This is a genomic window from Endozoicomonas montiporae CL-33, assembly GCF_001583435.1.
Classification (GTDB): domain Bacteria; phylum Pseudomonadota; class Gammaproteobacteria; order Pseudomonadales; family Endozoicomonadaceae; genus Endozoicomonas_A; species Endozoicomonas_A montiporae.
This window is the reverse complement of sequence record NZ_CP013251.1, coordinates 5,012,476-5,032,123: the sequence shown is the minus strand read 5'-3', so window position 1 is coordinate 5,032,123 and position 19,648 is coordinate 5,012,476. Positions and strand designations below refer to the sequence as shown.

The following is a 19,648-nucleotide window of genomic DNA, read 5'->3' as shown; positions in this document are numbered from 1 at the left end:
AATTGCTACCCCGAACCATTGAATCAAAGGTTAAGAGAAATGGCTAAGGAAAAATTTGAACGTACGAAGCCGCACGTAAACGTCGGCACCATTGGTCACGTTGACCACGGTAAAACCACTCTGACTGCTGCGCTGACTCGCGTTTGTGCTGAAGTTTTCGGCGGCGAAATGAAAGCGTTCGATCAGATCGACAACGCTCCGGAAGAGCGTGAGCGTGGTATCACCATCTCTACTGCTCACGTAGAGTACGATTCTGAAGCTCGTCACTACGCGCACGTAGACTGCCCAGGACACGCTGACTACGTTAAGAACATGATCACCGGTGCTGCTCAGATGGACGGCGCTATCCTGGTATGTGGCGCGACCGACGGTCCTATGCCTCAGACTCGTGAGCACATCCTGCTGTCCCGTCAGGTTGGTGTACCTAAGATCGTTGTATTCCTGAACAAAGCTGACCTGCTGGCTGAAGACTGTGGCGGCGTTGATTCTGAAGAATACGCTGAGATGCTGGAACTGGTTGAAATGGAGCTGCGTGAGCTGCTGGACACTTACGAGTTCCCGGGTGACGACACTCCAATCATCGCTGGTTCCGCTCTGATGGCTCTGAACGGCGAAGACGACAACGAACTGGGTACTTCCGCTGTTAAGAAGCTGGTTGAAACTCTGGACGTTTACATCCCAGAGCCAGAGCGTGCTATCGATCAGCCATTCCTGCTGCCAATCGAAGACGTATTCTCCATCGCTGGCCGTGGTACTGTAGTAACTGGCCGTGTTGAGCGTGGTATCATCACTGTTGGTGAAGAAGTAGAAGTTATCGGTATCAAGGAAACTTCCAAGACTACCGTAACTGGCGTTGAAATGTTCCGTAAGCTGCTGGACGAAGGTCGTGCAGGTGAGAACGTTGGTTGTCTGCTGCGTGGTACCAAGCGTGACGAGATCGAGCGTGGTCAGTGTCTGATCAAGCCAGGATCTGTAACGCCTCACGCTAAGTTCGAAGCTGAAGTGTACATCCTGTCCAAAGATGAAGGTGGTCGTCACACTCCATTCTTCAAAGGCTACCGTCCACAGTTCTACTTCCGTACTACTGACGTGACCGGTAACATCGAGCTGCCAGAAGGCGTTGAGATGGTAATGCCAGGCGACAACATCAACTTCATCGCTGAGCTGATCACTCCAGTTGCGATGGAAGACAACCTGCGTTTCGCTATCCGTGAAGGTGGCCGTACTGTAGGTGCTGGTGTTGTAGCTAAGATCCTGGACTAATTAGCAATCGCTAATTGTTCGTGATCTGAACTCACCCTATAAAGCCCCGGATCTTGTTTTTAAGCAGGGTTCGGGGTTTTTTATTTCGGTAATTGGTGGGTGTTAATGGATTCTTGTTGATAAAGGGAAGAGTTGGCTATTTGCGTCTGTGCGTAGTTAGCAAAAAAAGAAGGAAGTAAAACTCCGTCTAATTCAGGCACTTGTCCGTATCTTGTTTATTCTTTTCTGCCGTTATTATAATTCCGGAATTTGAATGCGCAGATGTTTGAGCTCTTCTTTTAATGTTGTGTCAGCCCTTGTGTTGACTCATAGTTATGTGCTTAGTACAATGCTGCGTCCTTTTTGTCCGGGCGACAATGATCGCCGGGCCTAGTTCTTTATTGATATGGTTAGAACAAGATGAGTCAAGCTCAGCAAATTCGCATTCGCCTGAAGGCTTTTGACCATCGTCTGATCGACCAGTCCACGCAGGAAATCGTTGATACTGCGAAGCGTACTGGTGCTCAGGTGCGTGGTCCAATTCCTCTGCCAACACGAAAAGAACGTTTTACCGTACTGATTTCTCCTCACGTAAACAAAGATGCGCGTGACCAGTATGAAATCCGTACTCATAAGCGTCTTCTCGATATTATCGAGCCCACCGAAAAAACCGTTGACGCACTGATGAAGCTGGACCTCGCGGCCGGCGTTGAAGTGCAAATCAGTCTCGGTTAATTGCGGCTTAGGGCGCCATTCCAGTGTGCACAAGCTTTTGTGTAACGCTCTGAAATGGGCGGCCATAGTGGGTGAAAGCCCCGTACACGAGAGAGGTTGAAATGACTATTGGATTAGTCGGAAAGAAGTGCGGTATGACCCGTATCTTCACAGAAGACGGTGCTTCAGTACCAGTCACTGTAGTTGAAGTTGATCCTAACCGTGTTACCCAGGTTAAAACTCTGGATGTTGACGGTTACAACGCAATTCAGGTGACTACCGGTGCTAAGAAAAGCAGCCGTATCATCAAGCCAGAAGCTGGCCATTTTGCTAAGGCAAAAGTTGAAGCTGGTCGTGGTTTGTGGGAATTCCGCACCGACGCAGACGCTAGCTTTGAGCTGGGTCAGCTGATCGGTGTAGACCTGTTCGAACAGGGTCAGAAAGTAGACGTTACTGGTCAGTCCAAAGGTAAGGGCTTCCAGGGCGGCGTTAAGCGTTGGAACTTCCACATGCAAGACGCTACTCACGGTAACTCTCTGTCTCACCGTGCTCCTGGTTCCATCGGTCAGTGTCAGACCCCGGGCCGTGTCTTCAAAGGTAAGAAGATGGCTGGTCACATGGGTGCTGAGCAGGTGACTGTACAGTCTCTGGAAATCGTGCGTGTAGACGCTGAACGCAACCTGCTGCTCATCAAAGGTGCAGTTCCAGGTGCGACCGGCGCTGACGTTATCGTTAAGCCAGCGGTTAAAGCGAGCGCCTGAGGAGTTTGATGATGGAACTGAATGTAACAGGTGCTGGTACGGTAGAAGTTTCTGACGTGACTTTCGGCACTGAATTCAACGAAGCTCTGGTTCACCAGGCTGTTGTTGCTTTCATGGCTGGCGCTCGTCAGGGTACCCGTGCTCAGAAAACCCGCAGCGAAGTAAGCGGCGGTGGACGCAAGCCTTGGCGTCAAAAAGGTACTGGTCGTGCACGCGCCGGTACTATCCGTAGCCCAATCTGGCGCGGGGGCGGCAAAGCATTTGCTGCTAAACCACAGGATCACGCTCAAAAACTGAACAAGAAAATGTACCGCGGTGCTCTGCGTGCAATCTTGTCTGAGCTGGTTCGTCAGGAGCGTCTGGTTGTTGTTGAATCCTTCAACGCCGAAACTCCTAAGACCAAACAGATGGTCGCAAAGCTGAAAGAGCTCAATGTAGAGAAAGGTCTGATCGTTTCTGAAGAAATCGACCAGAACCTGTATCTGGCTACTCGCAACATCCCACACGTGGATACTCGCGACGTGCAAGGCATTGATCCAGTAAGCCTGATTGCCCACGAAAAAGTTGTAATGACTGTGGCAGCCATCAAGAAGTTCGAGGAGATGCTGGGATGAACCAGGAACGTATCTACAAAGTTCTGCTTGGTCCGCACATTTCCGAGAAGGCGACCGTAGTTGCTGAAGAACACGGCCAGTACGTCTTCAAGGTAGCTAAGGACGCCACCAAGCTTGAAATCAAAAAAGCTGTTGAACAGCTGTTTGAAGTAAGCGTCAATTCTGTTCGCACTGCCGTTGTTAAAGGCAAAACTAAGCGTACACGTTTCGGTATGGGCCAGCGCTCAGACTGGAAAAAAGCTTACGTTAGCCTCGAGCAAGGTCAGGAAATCGACTTTGCGGACGCGGAATAAGGAGTTAAAGGATGGCCGTAGTTAAATGCAAGCCGACTTCTCCGGGTCGCCGCTTCGTCGTCAAGGTCGTAAACCCTGACCTGCACAAAGGTCGCCCACACGCGCCTTTGGTAGAGAAGAAGAGCAAGTCCGGTGGTCGTAACAATGCTGGTCGTATCACAACCCGTCATCGTGGTGGTGGTCACAAGCAGCATTACCGTATCGTAGACTTCAAGCGCAACAAGGACGGCATCCCGGCTGTTGTTGAGCGTCTGGAATACGATCCAAACCGTACCGCACACATCGCCCTGTTGAAATACATGGACGGTGAGCGTCGTTACGTGATCGCACCTAAGGGTGTGAAAGCTGGTGACGAGCTGTACTCCGGTGTAGATGCGCCTATTAAAGCGGGTAACACATTGCCACTGCGCAATATCCCTCAGGGTTCCATCGTACACTGTGTAGAGCTGAAGCCAGGTAAAGGCGCGCAGATGATTCGCAGTGCTGGTGCTTCTGCCCAGCTGGTAGCCCGTGACGGTGCCTACGTAACCCTGCGTCTGCGTTCCGGTGAAATGCGTAAAGTTCTGGCTGACTGTCGCGCCACTCTGGGCGAAGTCTCCAACAGTGAGCACAACCTGCGCTCTCTGGGTAAAGCTGGTGCCAAGCGCTGGCGCGGTGTTCGTCCGACCGTTCGTGGTGTTGCCATGAACCCGGTAGATCACCCGCATGGTGGTGGTGAAGGTCGTACTTCCGGTGGTCGTCACCCAGTGACACCATGGGGTGTTCCGACCAAGGGTCGTAAGACTCGTTCCAACAAGCGTACGGACAAAATGATCGTACGTCGTCGCAGCGCTAAGTAAGCCTAGAGAGAGGATTCGACAGTGCCACGTTCTTTGAAAAAAGGCCCATTTATCGACCTTCACCTGTTGAAGAAAGTCGAAGATGCGGCTGAAAGCGGCAACAAGCGTCCGATCAAGACCTGGTCTCGCCGCTCTATGATTATCCCTACTATGGTAGGCCTGACTATCGCTGTTCACAACGGTCGTCAGCACGTTCCAGTTTTCGTTACCGAAGACATGGTCGGCCATAAGCTGGGTGAGTTCTCTGCTACCCGCACCTATCGCGGTCACGCAGCGGACAAAAAAGCCAAGAAGCGCTAAGAGGTAAGAAATGAAAGAAGTAGCTGCTATTCATAAAGGCGCTCGCATTTCTGCCCAGAAAGCGCGTCTGGTTGCTGACCAGGTTCGCGGTAAAGCAGTAAGCGAAGCCCTGGACCTGCTGGCTTTCAGCCCGAAAAAGGCTGCTGAGCTGGTTAAGAAGGTTCTGGAGTCTGCTATTGCAAACGCCGAACACAATGAAGGCATGGACATTGATGAGCTGAAAGTCTCCACCATCTATGTAGATGAAGCGATGACTATGAAGCGTATTCGTCCGCGTGCCAAGGGCCGCGCTGATCGCATTCTCAAGCGGTCTTGCCATATCACGGTTAAGGTTGCAGAGGTCTAAGGAGCGATCAGATGGGTCAAAAAGTACATCCTAACGGGATTCGACTGGGCATCGTAAAACCTCACAGATCTGTGTGGTTTGCTGAAGGTCAAGAGTATGCTGATAAGCTGATCTCTGACCTGGAAGTTCGTGAATTCCTGCAGAAGAAGCTGAAGAACGCTTCTGTAAGCCGCATCGACATTCAGCGTCCAGCGCAGAGTGCTCGAGTTACCATTCACACTGCCCGTCCAGGCATCGTGATTGGTAAAAAAGGTGAAGATGTTGAGAAGCTGCGTCAGGCAGTTACCAAGATGATGGGCGTACCTGTCCACATCAACATCGAAGAAGTTCGCAAGCCGGAACTGGACGCTATGCTGGTTGCTCAGTCTATCGCTGGTCAGCTGGAACGTCGTGTTATGTTCCGTCGCGCTATGAAGCGCTCCGTTCAGAACGCTATGCGTCTGGGCGCTAAAGGTATCAAGGTTCAGATCGGTGGCCGTCTGGGCGGTGCTGAGATTGCCCGTTCTGAGTGGTACCGTGAAGGTCGCGTACCTCTGCACACTCTGCGTGCAGACATCGACTACGCTACCTACGAAGCCAAGACTACCTACGGTATTCTGGGTGTTAAAGTTTGGATCTTCAAAGGCGAAGTGATTGGCGGAATGGCGGCTGTTGAACAGCAGGCTAAGGAGCCAGCGAAGCGTCCTAAGAAGAGACAACCTAAGAAGTAAGGAGCGCGGTAATGTTACAGCCAAAGCGTACGAAGTTTCGTAAGCAGCAAAAGGGTCGTAATCGCGGCCTGGCACACCGCGGCTCCAAGGTTAGCTTCGGTGAATACGCATTGAAGGCCACTGGTCGTGGACGTATAACTGCTCGCCAGATTGAAGCAGCTCGTCGTGCCATGACTCGTCACATCAAGCGTGGTGGTAAGATCTGGATTCGCGTCTTCCCTGATAAGCCTATCTCCAAGAAGCCTCTCGAGGTTCGTATGGGTAAAGGTAAGGGTAGTGTCGAGTACTGGGTAGCACAGATCCAGCCGGGTCGTGTCCTGTACGAGATGGAAGGTGTATCCGAAGAACTGGCTCGTGAGGCATTTGCTCTGGCTGCTGCCAAGCTGCCTGTTGAGACCACCTTCGTTAAGCGGAGCGTGATGTGATGAAAGCAGCTGAATTGCGTGAAAAATCTGTTGAACAGCTCAATGAAGAGTTGATCAGCCTGCTGCGGGATCAATTTAACTTCCGCATGCAGAAAGCGACTGGTCAGCTGAATCAGACACATCTGATGAAGCAAAACCAGCGCGCTATTGCCCGTATTAAGACGGTGCTGAATGAGAAGGCAGGTATCTAAAGATGGCTGAAGTCAAGAAAGTCCGTACTCTGACCGGCAAGGTTGTGAGCGACAAGATGGACAAGACCGTCACTGTCCTCATTGAACGCCGTGTTAAACATCCGCTGTACGGTAAAATCGTTAAGCGGTCCACCAAGTTGCACGCGCACGATGAAAACAACGAATGTCGTATGGGCGACATCGTGACCATCAAGGAAACACGTCCAATGTCTAAGTCCAAGACATTCGAACTCGTTTCCATTGATGAGCGTGCTACTCAAATATAAGGCCAGGGTTCTCAGACTCTGAGTAACGTTAGCCTCTAGCTGTCACGCCAGATGGCTTTAGGATGGTCAGTCGCACTAACCAACCAGTGTTGTGCGGCTGGCTAGTCATTACGCAGATTAGCGAGTACCAGTCTGCAGTTTGGGCTTGGAGAATAAGCATGATCCAGACAGAATCTCAACTCGAAGTAGCCGATAACTCCGGCGCTCGTCGAGTACAGTGTATTAAGGTGTTGGGTGGTTCCCATCGCCGTTACGCCCACATTGGCGACATCATCAAAGTATCCGTTAAGGAAGCAATTCCGCGCGGTAAGGTCAAAAAAGGCCAGGTGATGAACGCTGTTGTGGTACGTACCAAAAAAGGTGTACGTCGTCCAGACGGTTCCCTGATTCGCTTCGATGGCAACGCTGCCGTTCTGCTGAACGCTAGCAACCAGCCAATCGGTACCCGTATCTTTGGCCCAGTGACTCGTGAATTGCGCGGTGAGCAGTTCATGAAGATCATTTCTCTGGCGCCAGAAGTACTGTAAGGGAGCAGGAAATGAAAAAGATCCGTCGTGATGACGAAGTCATCGTAATCGCTGGCAAGGACAAAGGTAAGCGCGGTAAAGTGCTGACCGTTCGTGCTGACGGTAAACTGATTGTTTCTGGTATCAACATGATCAAGAAACATCAGAAGCCTAACCCAATGTTGGGCACCCCGGGTGGAATCGTAGAGAAAGAAGCTGCTATCCAAGCTTCCAACGTTGCGATCCTGAACACAGAAACCGACAAGGCTGATCGTGTAGGCATTGCAATCTCTGAAGATGGCAAAAAGCAGCGCGTATTCAAGTCCACTGGCAAACCGGTTGACGCGTAAGGGGTGGTATAATGGCTAATTTTAAGACTAAGTACCGTGAAGAAATCCGCGCCAAGCTCAAAGAAGAGCTGGGTCTGGCTAACATTCACGAAGTACCACGTATCACCAAAATCACCCTGAATATGGGTGTTGGTGAAGCGATCGGTGACAAGAAAGTCATCGAGCACGCAGTTTCCGATATGGAAAAGATTGCTGGTCAAAAAGCAGTAGTAACCAAAGCTCGCAAATCTGTTGCTGGCTTCAAGGTTCGTGAAGGCTGGCCAATCGGTGTCAAAGTGACACTGCGTGACGAACGTATGTACGAATTCCTGGAACGTCTGGTAGACATCGCTCTGCCACGTGTTCGCGACTTCCGTGGTGTAAGCCCGAAGTCCTTTGATGGCCGTGGCAACTACAGCATGGGCGTTAAAGAACAGATCATCTTCCCGGAAGTTGACTACGATAAAATCGACACTCTGCGCGGTCTGGACATTACCATGACCACAACTGCCAAGAGTGATGACGAAGGCCGTGCTCTGTTGCGTGCTTTCAACTTCCCATTCCGTAACTGATACAGGTACGAGCTTATGGCTAAAGTATCCATGAAGCAGCGGGAGTTGAAGCGTCAGCGCACCGTTGCCAAGTATGCTGAGAAGCGCGCCGCTCTCAAAGCGATCATCAACCATCCAAACAGCTCTGACGATGAGCGTTGGGACGCATTGGTTGCTATGCAAAAGCAGCCACGTGATGCCAGCTCTTCCCGTCTGCGTAACCGTTGTCGTGTGACAGGTCGTCCACACGGCTACCTGCGCAAGTTCGGTCTGAGTCGCATCAAGCTGCGTGAAGCAGCAATGCGTGGTGATGTTCCAGGTCTGGTTAAGGCCAGCTGGTAAGCGCGTTTCATCTTCTGGAGAGATAGATAATGAGTATGCAGGACCCGTTAGCAGATATGCTAACTCGTATCCGTAATGCCCAGATGGCAGAACATGCTTCTGTTGAAATTCCTTCTTCCAAGGTTAAGGCTGCAGTAGCCAAAGTCTTGAAAGAGGAAGGTTATATTACTGACTTTCGTGTTGAAGGCGAGATCCAGAAGTCTCTGGTTATCGACCTGAAATACTACGAAGGTAAGCCGGTTATCGAAAACCTGAAGCGCGTAAGCCGTCCGGGTCTGCGTTCTTACACCGGTAAAGAAGAACTGCCTAAGGTCAATGGCGGCCTGGGTATCGCCATCGTTTCTACCAACAAAGGTGTAATGACCGATCGCGCTGCTCGTGCAGCCGGTGTTGGTGGCGAAATCCTTTGCACCGTATTCTAAGGGAGGGTTGATATGTCTCGAGTAGCTAAAAGCCCAGTAGAAATCCCTGCCGGTGTTGAAGTTAAGCTGAATGGCCAGGATATCTCTATCAAGGGATCTAAAGGTCAGCTGGATCTGAACATCCATGCAAATGTTGTTGTTAGTCAGGAAGAAAAAGTTCTGACTTTCGCTCCACGTGATGGCGCCAAGCACTCCCGTGCTCTGGCTGGTACCACTCGTGCGCTGGTAAACAACATGGTGACTGGCGTTACTGCAGGTTTTGAAAAGAAACTGCAGCTGGTTGGTGTTGGTTACCGTGCACAGGTAAAAGGTAAAAGCCTGAACCTGTCTCTTGGTTTCTCTCATCCAGTGGACTACGCCCTGCCTGAGGGTGTAACTGCGGAAACTCCATCCCAGACTGAAGTCGTTATCAAAGGTATCGACAAGCAGCTGGTTGGACAGGTTGCAGCGGAGATCCGCGAATTCCGTCGTCCTGAGCCATACAAAGGCAAGGGTGTCCGCTACGCCGACGAACACGTTCGTCGTAAAGAAGCCAAGAAAAAGTAAGGTAGGGTGACATCATGATGGATAAGAACTCTGCTCGCCTGCGTCGCGCTCGTCGTGCTCGCATGAAGATGCGTGAACTGCGCGTGAACCGTTTGTCTGTTCACCGCTCTTCTCAGCACATTTATGCGCAGGTGATTGCCCCTGAGGGTGACAAAGTGCTGGCTGCGGCCTCCACTGTCGAGAAGGAGCTGCGTGCTGAAGCCACCGGTAACGTTGATGCGGCTAAAAAAGTGGGTGCTCTGATTGCTGAGCGCGCTAAAGCTGCTGGCGTTTCAAAGGTTGCTTTCGACCGCTCTGGTTACAAGTATCACGGTCGTGTGAAGGCGCTCGCTGACGCTGCCCGTGAAGCCGGTCTGGAATTCTGAGGAAGGCATCATGGCAAAAGATGAGCGTAAACCGCAAAACAACGACGAAGGTCTGATTGAGAAGCTGGTACAGGTTAACCGAGTAGCCAAAGTGGTGAAAGGTGGTCGTATCTTTGGCTTCACTGCTCTGACCGTAGTAGGCGATGGTAAAGGTAAAGTAGGTTTTGGTCGTGGTAAGGCGCGTGAAGTGCCAGTAGCGATTCAGAAAGCTATGGAAGCTGCTCGCCGCAACATGATTCAGGTTGACCTGAATGGTGATACTCTGCAATACCCTGTTAAAGCCCGTCACGGTGCTTCCAAGGTTTACATGCAGCCTGCTTCCCAGGGTACTGGTGTCATCGCCGGTGGTGCTATGCGTGCCGTTCTGGAAGTTGCTGGCGTACACAACGTACTGGCTAAGTGCTACGGTTCCACCAACCCGGTGAACGTTGTAAACGCTACCTTCAAAGGTCTGCGTGACATGCGTTCCCCTGACGGTGTGGCAGCTAAGCGTGGCCTGTCCGTAGAAGAAATTCTGGGGAACTAAGTCATGGCTAAGAAGATGATCACTGTAAAGCTCGTTAAGAGCACCAACGGTCGCCTCGAAAGCCACAAGGCTTGCGTCCGTGGCCTGGGTCTGCGTCGCATCAACCACACAGTTGAAGTGGAAGACACTCCTTCCGTACGCGGCATGATCAACAAGGTATCTTACCTCGTTAAGGTCGAAGGAGAATAACATGCGTCTGAATACTCTGAGCCCAGCTGAAGGTTCTCGTAAAGAGCGCCAGCGCGTTGGTCGTGGTATCGGTTCCGGTCTGGGTAAGACCGGTGGCCGTGGTCACAAAGGTCAGAAGTCTCGCTCCGGTGGTTCTGTTAAGCCAGGTTTCGAAGGCGGTCAGCAGCCACTGCAGCGTCGTCTGCCAAAGTACGGCTTTACTTCCCGTCAGGCTCGCTTCTCTGCCGAAGTTCGTTTGCACGAACTGGCCAAGGTTGAATCCGAAGTGATCGATCTGGCGGCACTGAAGGCTGCGAATCTGGTTGGCGGTAGCATCCTGCGCGCTAAAGTGGTACTGTCCGGCGAACTGAATAAAGCCGTAACCCTGAAAGGGTTGGCAGCTACTAAAGGCGCTCGCGCCGCGATCGAAGCTGCTGGTGGTAAGATCGAGGACTAAATGGCTAAGACACTACCTGTTGGGAATCAAAGCGGGTTAAACGAGCTCTGGTCTCGTTTAAAGTTCGTATTTTTGGCGATCCTGGTTTATCGGATCGGTGCGCACATTCCTGTGCCTGGCATCAACCCTGATGCACTGGCCAGAATGTTTCAGCAAAATGAAGGCACTATTTTAGGCCTGTTCAACATGTTCTCCGGCGGTGCGCTGGAACGCATGTCTGTACTGGCTCTGGGTATCATGCCTTACATTTCGGCGTCGATCATTATTCAGTTGATGACTGTGGTCAGTCCACAGCTCGAGCAGTTGAAGAAAGAAGGCGAAGCTGGACGACGCAAGATCAGCCAATATACGCGCTACCTGACGGTGTGTCTGGCGTTCGTCCAGGGTATGGGTATGACCGTAGGTCTGGCCAACCAGGGCGTCGCTTTCAATCCTGATTTCGGTTTCTATCTGGTGGCTGTGGTCACCTTCGTAACCGGAGCCGTATTTATGATGTGGCTTGGTGAACAGGTTACTGAAAGAGGGATTGGTAATGGCATATCGATACTGATTTTCGCTGGTATTGTCGCCGGTCTGCCGACTGCAATCGGGCGTTCTTTCGAGTCCGCCCGTCAGGGTGATATCAACATTCTGGCATTGCTCACAGTTGCGTTTCTTGCAATCGCAGTAATCGCCTTCGTCGTGTTCATGGAGCGCGGTCAGCGACGTATTACTGTCAATTACGCCAAGCGTCAGCAAGGTCGTAAAGTATTTGCAGCACAGAGCAGCCATTTGCCACTGAAAGTGAACATGGCGGGTGTAATCCCTGCAATCTTCGCTTCCAGCTTACTGCTGTTCCCTGCGTCTATTGCGCAGTGGTTCGGTCAGGGTGAAGGCATGGGTTGGCTTCAGGACATCGCTATGGCGTTGGGTCCGGGTCAGCCGCTGAATATCATTCTGTTCTCGGCAGGTATTGTCTTCTTCTGCTTCTTCTATACTGCTCTGGTCTTCAACCCGAAGGACGTGGCAGATAATCTGAAGAAGTCTGGTGCATTCATTCCGGGTATTCGCCCGGGTGAGCAGTCTGCACGATATATTGATGGCGTTCTGACTCGCTTGACGATGTTCGGTGCCATCTACATGACAGCAGTGTGTCTGTTGCCACAGTTCCTGGTAGTTTGGGCTAACGTACCTTTCTATCTGGGTGGTACCAGTTTGCTGATCGTCGTTGTGGTTGTCATGGATACCATGGCTCAGGTGCAATCTCACCTGATGTCGCACCAGTACGAATCACTGCTGAAAAAATCCAATCTTAAGGGCTACGGTGGTGGTGGCCTGATCCGCTGAGCCGGGTCTGCAACACCCCAGTTCTGCAACGATGGTGGAGTGAATAATGAAAGTACGTGCGTCGGTAAAGAAAATCTGCCGTAACTGCAAGATCATCAAGCGCAAAGGCGCTGTACGTGTGATCTGCGTTGAGCCACGTCACAAGCAGCGTCAAGGTTAATTATGATGCAAAGCTCTGCGGAGTTTTGCATAATAAGAAGTCTTTACCTCTTGTCGTTCGAACTAGCTGTTCGAAAAAGTGCTCACGAAGTTGCTTAAATGCAGGCAATTTCAGGCAAAACCAACCGCTCATGTTTGCATGAGCGGTTGTGTTTTATCGAAGGGGAGATTAGAATCTCCGCCTTTCGACCTGTCAGTCATCCTATGACTGACTCATCAGTAAGTTCATACCCTGAGTTTACTGAATCACGTTATCTGCCTTTGGATAGCGAGTAGATATTCGCTTTGGCTTTCGAGCCAACTTATCTACAAGGCGAAAAACAGCCGTGAACTCGAAAGATGTTTTGCAAATCGCAAGGCATGCACTCACGGAAAAACAAACGGAGACGATTGAATGGCCCGTATTGCTGGCGTCAACATCCCGGATAACAAACATGCTGTTATCTCGTTGACCTACATATTCGGCATTGGTAAGCCAACAGCTGCACAGCTGTGTGAAGCTACTGGCGTTAAGCCAGATGCCAAGATCGCTGACCTGAGCGAAGAGCAACTGGAAGCCCTGCGTGGTGAAGTTGCCAAGCTGGACACCGAAGGTGACCTGCGTCGTGAAATCAGCATGAACATTAAGCGCCTGATGGATCTGGGTTGCTACCGTGGTATCCGCCACCGTCGCAGTCTGCCAGTTCGTGGTCAGCGCTCCAAGACGAATGCTCGCACCCGTAAGGGCCCGCGCAAGCCAATTCGTAAGTAAGTATTTCTAGAACTGGTTAAGTCCGTTCTTATGACACAGGATTTATTCTGATATGGCAAAGCCAGGTACTCGCTCACGTAAAAAAGTTAAAAAGACGGTTGTAGATGGCATCGCCCATATTCACGCCTCTTTTAACAACACTATCGTGACAATTACCGACCGCCAGGGTAACGCGCTGGCATGGGCAACTTCCGGTGGCTCTGGCTTCCGTGGTTCCCGTAAGAGCACGCCGTTCGCTGCACAGGTTGCTGCTGAACGTGCTGGTCGCGCGGCCGCTGAATACGGTCTGAAGAATCTGGATGTATGCGTGAAAGGACCTGGTCCTGGCCGCGAATCCGCTGTACGCGCTCTGAACGCTTGTGGCTACAAGATCACTAACATCACCGATGTTACCCCGATCCCACATAACGGTTGCCGCCCGCCTAAGAAGCGTCGAGTATAAGCAGGAGACGATATAAATGGCTAGATATATTGGTCCAAAGTGCAAACTGTCTCGTCGCGAAGGCACCGACCTCTTCCTGAAGAGCGGTGTTCGTGCACTCGAGTCAAAGTGCAAAGCAGAAATTGCTCCTGGCCAGCACGGCCAGCGTCGTGGTCGTCTGTCCGACTACGGTGTACAGCTGCGTGAAAAGCAGAAAGTTCGTCGAATCTACGGCGTTCTGGAAAAGCAGTTCCGTAACTACTACAAAGATGCAGACCGTCTGAAGGGTGCTACTGGTTCAAACCTGTTGCAACTTCTGGAGTCTCGCCTTGATAATGTAGTTTACCGCATGGGATTTGGTTCCACCCGTGCTGAAGCACGTCAGCTGGTAAGCCACAAAGCGATTCTGGTTAACGGCAAGACTGTGAACATTCCTTCTTACAAGGTTGTTCCAGGCGACGTTATCGCTATTCGCGAAAAGGCCCAGAACCAGCTGCGTATTAATGCAGCACTCGAATTGGCAGCTCAGCGCGGGTTCTCTACCTGGGTTGAAGTGGACGCCAAGAAGAAGGAAGGTACCTTCAAGGTGCTGCCCGAGCGGAGTGATCTCGCAGCGGACATCAACGAGAACTTGATCGTCGAGCTGTACTCCAAGTAAGGGATAGACAGTTAGGTGGGGTGTAACATCCATGCAGAATTCGGTTACTGAATTTCTAACTCCTCGACACATTGACGTTGAGGAAATCAGCCTGACACGCGCCAAGGTTACCCTTGAGCCGCTGGAGCGGGGCTTCGGTCATACTCTGGGTAACGCGCTGCGTCGCATTCTTCTCTCTTCCATGCCCGGCTGTGCCGTAACGGAAGTAGAGATCGACGGTGTTCAGCACGAATACAGCGCGATTGAAGGTGTGCAGGAGGACGTAATTGAAATCCTGCTAAACCTGAAAGGTCTGGCTATTCGTATGAATGGCCGTGATGAAGCAACCCTGACCCTGAACAAAAAGGGCGCAGGTGTTGTGACCGCCGCCGATATTCAGTTGGATCACGATGTTGAAATCGTGAATCCTGATCACGTTATCGCTCATATGAACGATAAAGGTGACCTGAATATGAAACTGAAGGTAGCTCGTGGTCGTGGTTATGAGTCCGGTGAAAGCCGCCGTCATGACGAAGAAGAAACCCGCGCTATTGGCCGCCTTCAGCTGGATGCCACCTACAGCCCTGTATACCGCGTATCCTATGTCGTTGAAAGTGCCCGTGTTGAACAGCGTACTGACCTCGACAAGCTGGTAATCGACCTGGAAACAGACGGCACACTGGATCCGGATGAAGCGATTCGTCGAGCTGCTACTATTCTGCAGCAGCAATTGGCGGTATTCGTGGATCTGGAAGGTGAAGCCGAGCCTGAGCCAGTGAAGGAAGAGGATGATGTAGATCCTATCCTGCTGCGCCCGGTTGATGATCTGGAACTGACTGTACGTAGTGCAAACTGCCTGAAAGCAGAAAACATCTACTACATTGGTGACCTGATTCAGCGTACTGAAGTCGAACTGCTGAAGACCCCGAACCTGGGTAAGAAGTCTCTGACTGAGATCAAAGACGTTCTTGCTTCCCGTGGTCTGAGCCTGGGTATGCGTCTGGATAACTGGCCACCGGCTAGTTTGAAAAACGACGACAAGATTTCTGCTTAAAACAGCCATGCAGTCCTGACGCCTTTGTCCGTTGTATGCTAGTTCTTAAAGAAAGAGCATACGGTGAAAGATAAAGGCGGGGCTGATGGCAGAACGAGGAAGTTTGTGCCATGCGTCATCGTAAGAGTGGCCGCAAGCTCAACCGGAACAGCTCTCATCGTAAGGCTATGTTCCGTAACATGACCAGTTCTCTGGTTGAGCATGAAGTAATCAAGACAACACTGCCAAAAGCTAAAGAGCTGCGTCGTGTTGCTGAGCCCCTGATCACCCTGTCTAAAGAAGACAGCGTGGCTAACCGTCGCCTGGCGTTTGATCGTCTCCGCAATAAGGCTACTGTTGGCAAGCTGTTCTCTGAACTGGGTCCACGCTTCAAAGAGCGTCCAGGTGGCTACATCCGCATTCTGAAGTGCGGTTTCCGTAAGGGCGACAACGCTCCTATGGCTATCGTTGAGCTGCTGGATCGTCCAGTACCTGCTGAAGCGGTAGAAGCTGAAGATTAATTTTAATCGACAGTTGTAGAAAAGCCGGGCATTGTCCCGGCTTTTCTGTTTTCAGATTGACATGAAATTTTTTGATAGAGATCGCTAAGAGTAACAGTAATTATAAAAGTAAATGTGTTGGCGATATTTTCACACTGTATCTCATCGACGAGTTTGATCGAGCTTTTCAGCCATCCATGTTTTTACAATGGCTTGTCTTGCAACTCCGAGTCTGGCTGCCTCTTTATCAAGTGCGTTAATCATCCAGATTGGGAAGTCAATATTAACTCTTTTTGTATCCAGATCAGGTCGGTGCCCTTTGTCCCATTGAACAACATCGTCAATTATGTCATTGCCTTCATCAAAGGCTTTATCGAAGTCTTCAGTTTTCATAGCAAGAAATCTCCTTTGCTCTGGAGCGGCGTACAGAAATAATTCTTATATTATCACCTCGTAGGGTGTATACAGCTGTCCAGTGCTTACACTTATGCTTTGCGACCATCAGGAATCGTTGCTCTCCCGTGACACTTGCTGGAAAGACAATTTTAGATTCATCCTCCCATAAGCTTTGGGCTTCATCGAAGTCTATTCCATGTTTGTCAAAATTAGTCATGCTTTTGTTTGGATCGTATTCAAACACTTGATTCTGACACCTATGATACACCTTAATGGTATCTATTATATATCATTTAAATGATTATCCTTTGGTCGACTATCTGTAGAGGTCTCTATAGCCCCATAGAAATGAGGTTGTTACTTCGACAAAGACAGTAGTTTGGGGAAGTGGTGATATATTGTGTACCTCTCCCCAAGTGACTGAAACCCATAAGTGTCTTGTTGGAATATGAAAGTTAAGGTGCTTATTTCTTGTCGCTTAGCTGTTCCTGACTAAAGACATTGCACTGAACCGGCGAGATATTGGCAACGGCAAAGCCTGAAATAAGAATAAGGGTTAAAGCGAGGGTGATTATGTTGCAGGAACGACCTATGCGGCACAGCTTTTGGTCGCAACGGCACTGGTCGTAAGGTGATAAGTCCATCTCTAAAGCCTCATAAAATCGTGTACTTGAGCATCTGCTTCACACCTACTGCATATCTTTTATGAAGCTGCATATCTAAGCGTAGATCAGTAAAATAACATTTAAACCGTAAAATTATTGACTCAAAAAAGACCTTTTAGTTCCCAGGATTGTCAATCTTTGCATAGATTGCCATTGGAAAATTCGCTGTTAATTCTTAACATGAGAGACGTTTCTCATCACTTTAATGATATTGACATGGTTGAGAACTCTAAAACTGACTCGGAGTATTACAAAAATAATAAATTCCTGCGCAAATATAGACGTAAATCAAAAAAAGCGGCACAATAATTTTGTACGCAAATAAGAAGGCATAGTCGTACGATATAAAATATAACCTGAAGGTCGAAGGATATGATTTACAGGTATCTGATATTCATACTGCTTGCATTGCAGTCCGCTTATTCGGCTGCTGTGTGCATACCCAATGGCGGAGATGGTGTTCTGGACATTGAATCCTGTGCAGAGGCCGATATCACGCTCTCTATACCCGCCCTTGCCAGGGTCAACCAGCTTCAGGAATTTTCTCTGGGCGAATTTGACTATGTTACTGTGCCGCAGTCGCTTAATGACTTTTGCATCTGGTACAACACCGAAGAATTTTCCTTAACGGTTAACAGCGCGAACAGTACAGGCGACAGTTCCTTTGGATTGCTGGGAACCAGTTCTGCCGCCAGAATTCCCTACGAAGTGGTCTGGTATGACCAGACCGGTGGCTCCGGTACCGAGTTGAACCTGACCTCTCTGGAAGATGTTCCACAGCAGCAGCTAAGGTTGCCGAGTCAACCAGTTAACTCGGACTGTGAAGATAATAATACGTCGATAAACGTCAGGGTTCCGTTACAGAACCTTGAAAATCAACCGGAAGACAGTTATTCGGACACGTTGACGGTGACGGTTTCTGTGCAGTGAATGGGTATTACTGGATTCCCAGATAATAAGAAAAAGTGGATCAATAAGGAGAACAAATTATGATCGCTAGAAAAACGACATTGGCATTTGTTACAGGTTTTATATTGGCTAACGGAGCTTGGGCAGCAGATGGTAATGACGGTACAAGTACTGGTTTAGGTGAAACTTCAACAGGAACTCTAACTATCGACATGAAAGTACCAGACTTTCGTAAGGGTAGCGATGGTGGTTCTGTGCTGATTCAAAACCTGGATAATATAAATTTAGGTACATTTGGACCAGATAATAATTTGCAGGATGGGTCAAATTTTTGCATTTATGGAACTGGAGTTGGTGCAGGAAATGATTTTTCAATTGATTTGAAGATAGAAGGAGATGCTACAAACGGCTTTGTTTTAGCTGGTGGTGATCAAAACAACACATCAACAATAGCATACGATGTGTATTATAGTGGCGGATTGAATGTCAATGATAGTAATGGTGATCAGGCAACATCTGGTGAAAGTGATCACACATTTGACTTAACGGCCTTAGGTTTAGATGAAAGCTTTAACTGTGTTGCAGCTAGTCAGGATGGAACTCCTGAGAATGCCTCTCTCTATATTGTTGTTGATCAGGCTCAGGCATCGAGAGCACCTGCGGATAATTACAAAGGAACTTTAACGCTGCTTGCTGAAGCTAAATAGCAAGTAGGTTGGGACGAGCGAAGCGATTCCCAACACGGTGAGCAACGTCGTGTACCCGTGTTGGGAATCGCTTCGCTCGTCCCAACCTACAAAAACGTCAAAATAAAAGAGTTTAGCATCTCCGATGTACACTACTCGATTTAGTCTCAGGATAATAAAAAAGCCGGAAAGGCTAAGTCAGGATTATAAGTATGATGTCCTTCCAAACTGTTCAATTATTTAGCAAAGGTGCAGGAAAAAAAGTATTAACTGTTTTCCTGAACCTGCTGTTGTGTGGTTTGGTTGTTTTTTCTTCATTTGGGTATGCTGACGATGACGATGATGATGAAGTATTTTGTTTTACTGATCTTGATGGCGATGTGTGTAGTAGCAACATTTCGCTTAAATATGATTTTTTGGAAGTAGGAGAGATAGAGAAAGGCAGTGATCCTATAACTATAAGATTCAAGTTTCGTGCTTACGATGAAAGTGATAGCGAAAAGTGGGATTTAAAACGTGGACTATTGCGTTATAGCTTTCTTTTTCCTCAGGATATTTCTGAAGATTCATACAATATAGAAATGATATCTCCCACGCAAACAGATTCATGGTCAGAAGGTGACAGTGGAAAAATTTCCGGTGGGGATGATGAGGGATCTTCTGATATATACTACACAGTAGAATTAAAACTAACCTTTATTGATAATTACTTTAATAATTTGGAGGCTGGAGAACATTTTTTCTGGCTTCCCATACATGGCCGTGTTAGTAATGAGAACTACAAGACTTTCTACATCGGGATAACCATTGATATAAGTACCAAAGTAAAAATCAGTGGTCTGGATAATTTCCCTTTCGGAACCTTTCTGGCAGATGATTTTAGCAGAAGTGAAACCAAGACATTTTGCGCCCATGTACAGGGTGGTGGCAACTTTAAGATAACTCCTACGACTGAAAGTACTCGTTCATTTTTTGCTCTCAAAGGTACCAGCACTGGCAGTACGATTCCTTACACTGTTTCTGTCGCCAATGTTGGGCAGAACCCTGTCTCCATTGATTATGGTGAAACCAGGGCTGGATTGGTTGGCGAATCCAGTGAGAACTGTACCACTGGTGAAAACATGCAACTAAAAATAGAGTTACCAGAAATCAGCGCCCTTAGTGTCAAACCGGCAGACAGCTATATGGACACGCTGATATTAACGATTGAACCGGATTAAAAACCTGCGCAAAGGAAGCAGAGTAAACTGGG

Annotated in this window: 35 protein-coding genes; 32 read left to right on the top strand and 3 right to left on the bottom strand. The window is 49.3% G+C overall.

Going from position 1 to position 19,648, the window contains the following annotated elements; translation table 11 throughout:
- The first annotated feature begins 39 nt into the window (after nt 1-39).
- From tuf to rplQ, 29 genes are all read left to right on the top strand, one after another.
- On the top strand, nt 40-1,263 hold the full coding sequence (gene tuf / locus EZMO1_RS23265; protein WP_034877901.1) for an elongation factor Tu: 1,224 nt from the start codon (nt 40-42) through the stop codon (nt 1,261-1,263).
- 399 nt (nt 1,264-1,662) lie between these two features.
- On the top strand, nt 1,663-1,977 hold the full coding sequence (gene rpsJ / locus EZMO1_RS23260) for a 30S ribosomal protein S10 (protein ID WP_034841731.1): 315 nt from the start codon (nt 1,663-1,665) through the stop codon (nt 1,975-1,977).
- Nucleotides 1,978-2,078: 101 nt separating this feature from the next.
- Nucleotides 2,079-2,717 carry a 50S ribosomal protein L3 gene (gene rplC, locus EZMO1_RS23255; protein ID WP_051790395.1) on the top strand — a complete coding sequence of 213 codons (639 nt, stop codon included), beginning with the start codon at nt 2,079-2,081 and terminating at the stop codon, nt 2,715-2,717.
- A gap of 11 nt (nt 2,718-2,728) precedes the next feature.
- A complete protein-coding gene (gene rplD, locus EZMO1_RS23250) occupies nt 2,729-3,331 on the top strand; it encodes a 50S ribosomal protein L4 (RefSeq protein ID WP_034877903.1) in 603 nt (200 codons plus the stop codon).
- Complete coding sequence (gene rplW / locus EZMO1_RS23245; RefSeq protein WP_034877904.1) at nt 3,328-3,624, top strand: 50S ribosomal protein L23; 297 nt, start codon at nt 3,328-3,330, stop codon at nt 3,622-3,624. Before rplD ends, rplW begins: the two co-directional genes overlap by 4 nt.
- Nucleotides 3,625-3,635: 11 nt before the next feature.
- Nucleotides 3,636-4,463, top strand: a complete 828-nt coding sequence (gene rplB / locus EZMO1_RS23240) for a 50S ribosomal protein L2 (protein WP_034877905.1) — start codon at nt 3,636-3,638, stop codon at nt 4,461-4,463.
- A gap of 21 nt (nt 4,464-4,484) precedes the next feature.
- On the top strand, nt 4,485-4,763 hold the full coding sequence (rpsS, locus tag EZMO1_RS23235) for a 30S ribosomal protein S19 (protein WP_034877906.1): 279 nt from the start codon (nt 4,485-4,487) through the stop codon (nt 4,761-4,763).
- Between the two features lie 10 nt (nt 4,764-4,773).
- On the top strand, nt 4,774-5,109 hold the full coding sequence (gene rplV / locus EZMO1_RS23230) for a 50S ribosomal protein L22 (protein WP_034877907.1): 336 nt from the start codon (nt 4,774-4,776) through the stop codon (nt 5,107-5,109).
- A gap of 11 nt (nt 5,110-5,120) precedes the next feature.
- Complete coding sequence (gene rpsC / locus EZMO1_RS23225) at nt 5,121-5,819, top strand: 30S ribosomal protein S3 (RefSeq protein ID WP_034877908.1); 699 nt, start codon at nt 5,121-5,123, stop codon at nt 5,817-5,819.
- An 11-nt stretch (nt 5,820-5,830) separates the two neighbouring features.
- Nucleotides 5,831-6,244: a 50S ribosomal protein L16 gene (gene rplP, locus EZMO1_RS23220; protein ID WP_034877909.1), complete on the top strand. Its 414-nt coding sequence runs from the start codon at nt 5,831-5,833 to the stop codon at nt 6,242-6,244.
- Entirely contained in the window at nt 6,244-6,435 is a 192-nt protein-coding gene (rpmC, locus tag EZMO1_RS23215; protein WP_034877910.1) for a 50S ribosomal protein L29, read from the top strand. Before rplP ends, rpmC begins: the two co-directional genes overlap by 1 nt.
- Before the next feature lie 2 nt (nt 6,436-6,437).
- Nucleotides 6,438-6,701: a 30S ribosomal protein S17 gene (rpsQ, locus tag EZMO1_RS23210; RefSeq protein ID WP_034877911.1), complete on the top strand. Its 264-nt coding sequence runs from the start codon at nt 6,438-6,440 to the stop codon at nt 6,699-6,701.
- A 158-nt stretch (nt 6,702-6,859) separates the two neighbouring features.
- A complete protein-coding gene (rplN, locus tag EZMO1_RS23205; protein ID WP_034877912.1) occupies nt 6,860-7,228 on the top strand; it encodes a 50S ribosomal protein L14 in 369 nt (122 codons plus the stop codon).
- An 11-nt stretch (nt 7,229-7,239) separates the two neighbouring features.
- Nucleotides 7,240-7,557, top strand: coding sequence for a 50S ribosomal protein L24 (rplX, locus tag EZMO1_RS23200; RefSeq protein ID WP_034877913.1), 318 nt, complete (start codon nt 7,240-7,242; stop codon nt 7,555-7,557).
- An 11-nt stretch (nt 7,558-7,568) separates the two neighbouring features.
- Entirely contained in the window at nt 7,569-8,108 is a 540-nt protein-coding gene (rplE, locus tag EZMO1_RS23195) for a 50S ribosomal protein L5 (RefSeq protein WP_034877914.1), read from the top strand.
- Nucleotides 8,109-8,123: 15 nt separating this feature from the next.
- Nucleotides 8,124-8,429 (top strand): 30S ribosomal protein S14, encoded by a 306-nt coding sequence (rpsN, locus tag EZMO1_RS23190; protein WP_034877915.1) that lies wholly within the window; start codon nt 8,124-8,126, stop codon nt 8,427-8,429.
- A gap of 29 nt (nt 8,430-8,458) precedes the next feature.
- Nucleotides 8,459-8,851 (top strand): 30S ribosomal protein S8, encoded by a 393-nt coding sequence (gene rpsH, locus EZMO1_RS23185; RefSeq protein WP_034877916.1) that lies wholly within the window; start codon nt 8,459-8,461, stop codon nt 8,849-8,851.
- A 12-nt stretch (nt 8,852-8,863) separates the two neighbouring features.
- Entirely contained in the window at nt 8,864-9,397 is a 534-nt protein-coding gene (gene rplF / locus EZMO1_RS23180; protein ID WP_034877917.1) for a 50S ribosomal protein L6, read from the top strand.
- 14 nt (nt 9,398-9,411) lie between these two features.
- Nucleotides 9,412-9,762, top strand: coding sequence for a 50S ribosomal protein L18 (gene rplR, locus EZMO1_RS23175; protein WP_034877918.1), 351 nt, complete (start codon nt 9,412-9,414; stop codon nt 9,760-9,762).
- A 10-nt stretch (nt 9,763-9,772) separates the two neighbouring features.
- A complete protein-coding gene (gene rpsE / locus EZMO1_RS23170; RefSeq protein WP_034877919.1) occupies nt 9,773-10,288 on the top strand; it encodes a 30S ribosomal protein S5 in 516 nt (171 codons plus the stop codon).
- A gap of 3 nt (nt 10,289-10,291) precedes the next feature.
- Nucleotides 10,292-10,477 carry a 50S ribosomal protein L30 gene (gene rpmD / locus EZMO1_RS23165; protein ID WP_034877920.1) on the top strand — a complete coding sequence of 62 codons (186 nt, stop codon included), beginning with the start codon at nt 10,292-10,294 and terminating at the stop codon, nt 10,475-10,477.
- A 1-nt stretch (nt 10,478) separates the two neighbouring features.
- Nucleotides 10,479-10,913, top strand: a complete 435-nt coding sequence (rplO, locus tag EZMO1_RS23160) for a 50S ribosomal protein L15 (RefSeq protein WP_034877921.1) — start codon at nt 10,479-10,481, stop codon at nt 10,911-10,913.
- Nucleotides 10,914-12,239, top strand: coding sequence for a preprotein translocase subunit SecY (gene secY / locus EZMO1_RS23155; RefSeq protein ID WP_034877922.1), 1,326 nt, complete (start codon nt 10,914-10,916; stop codon nt 12,237-12,239). It abuts the gene before it with no gap.
- A gap of 46 nt (nt 12,240-12,285) precedes the next feature.
- Nucleotides 12,286-12,399: a 50S ribosomal protein L36 gene (gene rpmJ / locus EZMO1_RS25960; RefSeq protein ID WP_082212274.1), complete on the top strand. Its 114-nt coding sequence runs from the start codon at nt 12,286-12,288 to the stop codon at nt 12,397-12,399.
- Nucleotides 12,400-12,792: 393 nt separating this feature from the next.
- Nucleotides 12,793-13,149: a 30S ribosomal protein S13 gene (gene rpsM / locus EZMO1_RS23150; RefSeq protein WP_034877923.1), complete on the top strand. Its 357-nt coding sequence runs from the start codon at nt 12,793-12,795 to the stop codon at nt 13,147-13,149.
- Between the two features lie 52 nt (nt 13,150-13,201).
- Complete coding sequence (gene rpsK, locus EZMO1_RS23145) at nt 13,202-13,591, top strand: 30S ribosomal protein S11 (RefSeq protein ID WP_034877924.1); 390 nt, start codon at nt 13,202-13,204, stop codon at nt 13,589-13,591.
- 16 nt (nt 13,592-13,607) lie between these two features.
- A complete protein-coding gene (gene rpsD / locus EZMO1_RS23140; protein ID WP_034877925.1) occupies nt 13,608-14,228 on the top strand; it encodes a 30S ribosomal protein S4 in 621 nt (206 codons plus the stop codon).
- A 31-nt stretch (nt 14,229-14,259) separates the two neighbouring features.
- Complete coding sequence (locus EZMO1_RS23135) at nt 14,260-15,261, top strand: DNA-directed RNA polymerase subunit alpha (protein ID WP_034877926.1); 1,002 nt, start codon at nt 14,260-14,262, stop codon at nt 15,259-15,261.
- Nucleotides 15,262-15,371: 110 nt separating this feature from the next.
- The gene (gene rplQ, locus EZMO1_RS23130; protein WP_034877927.1) at nt 15,372-15,761 is read left to right on the top strand and encodes a 50S ribosomal protein L17; all 390 of its coding nucleotides are present in this window, start codon (nt 15,372-15,374) and stop codon (nt 15,759-15,761) included.
- Between the two features lie 141 nt (nt 15,762-15,902).
- Here rplQ and brnA read toward each other — a convergent pair whose 3' ends face one another.
- The 3 genes from brnA to EZMO1_RS26365 all read right to left on the bottom strand — a co-directional run bounded on the left by brnA (nt 15,903) and on the right by EZMO1_RS26365 (nt 16,780).
- Complete coding sequence (gene brnA / locus EZMO1_RS23125) at nt 15,903-16,133, bottom strand: type II toxin-antitoxin system BrnA family antitoxin (protein ID WP_034877928.1); 231 nt, start codon at nt 16,131-16,133, stop codon at nt 15,903-15,905.
- Nucleotides 16,123-16,353, bottom strand: a complete 231-nt coding sequence (locus EZMO1_RS23120; protein WP_034877929.1) for a BrnT family toxin — start codon at nt 16,351-16,353, stop codon at nt 16,123-16,125. The genes brnA and EZMO1_RS23120 overlap by 11 nt, the downstream gene beginning before the upstream one ends.
- Nucleotides 16,354-16,600: 247 nt before the next feature.
- Nucleotides 16,601-16,780, bottom strand: coding sequence for a hypothetical protein (locus EZMO1_RS26365; protein ID WP_145912713.1), 180 nt, complete (start codon nt 16,778-16,780; stop codon nt 16,601-16,603).
- Between the two features lie 393 nt (nt 16,781-17,173).
- Between EZMO1_RS26365 and EZMO1_RS23115 the strand changes: the two genes are divergently transcribed.
- The 3 genes from EZMO1_RS23115 (at nt 17,174) to EZMO1_RS23105 (ending at nt 19,616) form a co-directional block, all read left to right on the top strand.
- Nucleotides 17,174-17,731: a hypothetical protein gene (locus EZMO1_RS23115; protein WP_034877930.1), complete on the top strand. Its 558-nt coding sequence runs from the start codon at nt 17,174-17,176 to the stop codon at nt 17,729-17,731.
- A 59-nt stretch (nt 17,732-17,790) separates the two neighbouring features.
- Nucleotides 17,791-18,417 carry a hypothetical protein gene (locus EZMO1_RS23110; RefSeq protein ID WP_034877931.1) on the top strand — a complete coding sequence of 209 codons (627 nt, stop codon included), beginning with the start codon at nt 17,791-17,793 and terminating at the stop codon, nt 18,415-18,417.
- Nucleotides 18,418-18,608: 191 nt separating this feature from the next.
- Nucleotides 18,609-19,616, top strand: coding sequence for a hypothetical protein (locus tag EZMO1_RS23105; RefSeq protein ID WP_034877932.1), 1,008 nt, complete (start codon nt 18,609-18,611; stop codon nt 19,614-19,616).
- Nucleotides 19,617-19,648 lie beyond the last annotated feature (32 nt).